A 2,255-nucleotide genomic window follows, 5' to 3' on the forward strand; every position below is an offset into this window, starting at 1 on the left:
CCAGAGAAAGAAAATAAAATGCGATGCCATAACCGATTATGACAACGGCGGAAGGGGCAAGCTTAGTAAAGCCCTCGGTGCGGCGGACATTATCCGCGAACAGGCTGAACAGCACGGCATTGCGCGGGTAACGGATGTCTGGCTGGAAGTCGGCGCACTGGCGGATGTTGAGGAGAGTGCACTGCATTTCTGTTTTGATATCGCCTGCCGTGATACCGTGGCGCAGGGCTGCACACTGCATATTGATGTTATCCCGGCACAGGCATGGTGCTGGGATTGCAGCCGTGAGGCCGAAATCATGCAGCACGCCGGATGCTGTCCGCACTGCGGCAGTGAACGGCTGCGCATCAGTGAAGGTGATGATTTGCGGGTAAAAAGCCTGGAAGGTGAGTGAGTTTTACGCCGCCGCCGTATTCAGCAGCCAGCGGGCGAATTGCTGCATGGCCGGGGTTTCCGTACGGGACTGTAACCGCGTCAGCCAGTAGCCGCCGAGGGTGATTTCTGCGGCAAACGGCTGTACCAGTGCGCCTGACTGTAACAGGCGGCTGAACATACATACCGGTGCGATCGCTACCCCGGCACCCAGTTGTGCCGCCTCGGCCATGGCCAGTGAGGTATCGAACACCATTACCGGCTGTGACGGGGAAGGCGGTGTGCCGCCCGCACAATCCAGCCAGCGGCTCCATTCATCCCGGCGGAATGAGCGCAGCAGGGTAAAGCGGTGAACATCATCCGGCTGCTGTAACTGTTCTGCAATGGCCGGTGAGCACAGCGGAGCGTGTGGTGCACTGAAAATCAGTTCCGCATCTGACTCATGCCACGCGCCGTTACCGAAACGGATCGTATAATCATGCCCTTCCGCCGCCGGGTCCACATGATTGTTATGGGTGGAGATATGCAGATCAATATGCGGATGGCTGTCATAGAATCCGGCCAGACGCGGCAGCAGCCAGCCTGCGGCAAATGTTCCCACCGCACCGACTTTCACCCGCTCACGGAACTGCCCGTGAGAAAAACACTCCAGAGTATCCGCAATCCGGTCAAACGCCTCATTGAGCACCGGCAGTAATCCCTCACCTTCATGGGTCAGCACCAGCCCGCGCGAGACGCGGGTAAACAGCACACAGCCGAGTTGTTCTTCCAGCGCCCTGACCTGCTGGCTGACGGCGGCATGGGTGACATTCAGCTCAATCGCCGCGCGGGTAAAACTGAGATGACGGGCGGCGGCCTCAAAGGCGCGCAGCGGGTTAAGGGGGAGATAACGTCTGACCATAATCCACCTGTAAGTTTTTCTTTAGGCTCTTGTTATAAATAACCGTTTGTTCTGTCCGGTGAATCTGACGATACTTGCCGCCGTTACTCACACACGGAAGGTTAATTCTGATGAAAAAATCGTTATCTGCAACACTGATTTCCGCTCTGCTGGCGTTTTCCGCCCCGGGGTTTTCTGCCGCTGATAATGTCGCGGCGGTGGTGGACAGCACCATTAAACCGCTGATGGCACAGCAGGATATTCCCGGGATGGCGGTTGCCGTCTCCGTAAAGGGTAAGCCCTATTATTTCAATTATGGTTTTGCCGATATTCAGGCAAAACAGCCGGTCACTGAAAATACACTATTTGAGCTCGGATCTGTAAGTAAAACTTTCACAGGTGTGCTGGGTGCGGTTTCTGTGGCGAAAAAAGAGATGGCGCTGAATGATCCGGCGGCAAAATACCAGCCGGAGCTGGCTCTGCCGCAGTGGAAGGGGATCACATTGCTGGATCTGGCTACCTATACCGCAGGCGGACTGCCGTTACAGGTGCCGGATGCGGTAAAAAGCCGTGCGGATCTGCTGAATTTCTATCAGCAGTGGCAGCCGTCCCGGAAACCGGGCGATATGCGTCTGTATGCAAACAGCAGTATCGGCCTGTTTGGTGCTCTGACCGCAAACGCGGCGGGGATGCCGTATGAGCAGTTGCTGACTGCACGGATCCTGGCACCGCTGGGGTTATCTCACACCTTTATTACTGTGCCGGAAAGTGCGCAAAGCCAGTATGCGTACGGTTATAAAAACAAAAAACCGGTCCGCGTGTCGCCGGGACAGCTTGATGCGGAATCTTACGGCGTGAAATCCGCCTCAAAAGATATGCTGCGCTGGGCGGAAATGAATATGGAGCCGTCACGGGCCGGTAATGCGGGCGCGCTTTCGACGCCGCTGGAGGTATCGACCAGCGGCGCTCCGGTGCGCGCAATCGCCTCGGCAACATTCGTCGG

The 2,255-nt window shown here is 56.7% G+C and carries 4 protein-coding genes; 2 read left to right on the forward strand and 2 right to left on the reverse strand.

What is annotated here, in order from left to right; genetic code table 11:
- A partial coding sequence (locus SJ312_RS23115; RefSeq protein ID WP_230203949.1) for an SMR family transporter occupies positions 1-136 on the reverse strand: 136 nt, incomplete at its 3' end.
- On the opposite strand from SJ312_RS23115, the gene hypA reads away from it, so the two are divergent.
- Positions 89-394 (forward strand): hydrogenase maturation nickel metallochaperone HypA, encoded by a 306-nt coding sequence (hypA, locus tag SJ312_RS23120; RefSeq protein WP_050583588.1) that lies wholly within the window; start codon positions 89-91, stop codon positions 392-394. The two genes, SJ312_RS23115 and hypA, sit on opposite strands and share 48 nt — an antisense overlap.
- Before the next feature lie 3 nt (positions 395-397).
- Here the strand turns inward: hypA and ampR are convergent, their stop codons facing one another.
- Complete coding sequence (gene ampR / locus SJ312_RS23125) at positions 398-1,273, reverse strand: LysR family transcriptional regulator AmpR (RefSeq protein ID WP_004193231.1); 876 nt, start codon at positions 1,271-1,273, stop codon at positions 398-400.
- 110 nt (positions 1,274-1,383) lie between these two features.
- Here ampR and SJ312_RS23130 point away from each other — a divergent pair.
- Positions 1,384-2,255: beta-lactamase (locus SJ312_RS23130; RefSeq protein ID WP_269689094.1), on the forward strand; the 872-nt coding region annotated here is incomplete at its 3' end.

The sequence above is a fragment of the Providencia sp. CIM-Carb-044 genome, assembly GCF_033901115.1.
Lineage (GTDB): Bacteria > Pseudomonadota > Gammaproteobacteria > Enterobacterales > Enterobacteriaceae > Providencia > Providencia hangzhouensis.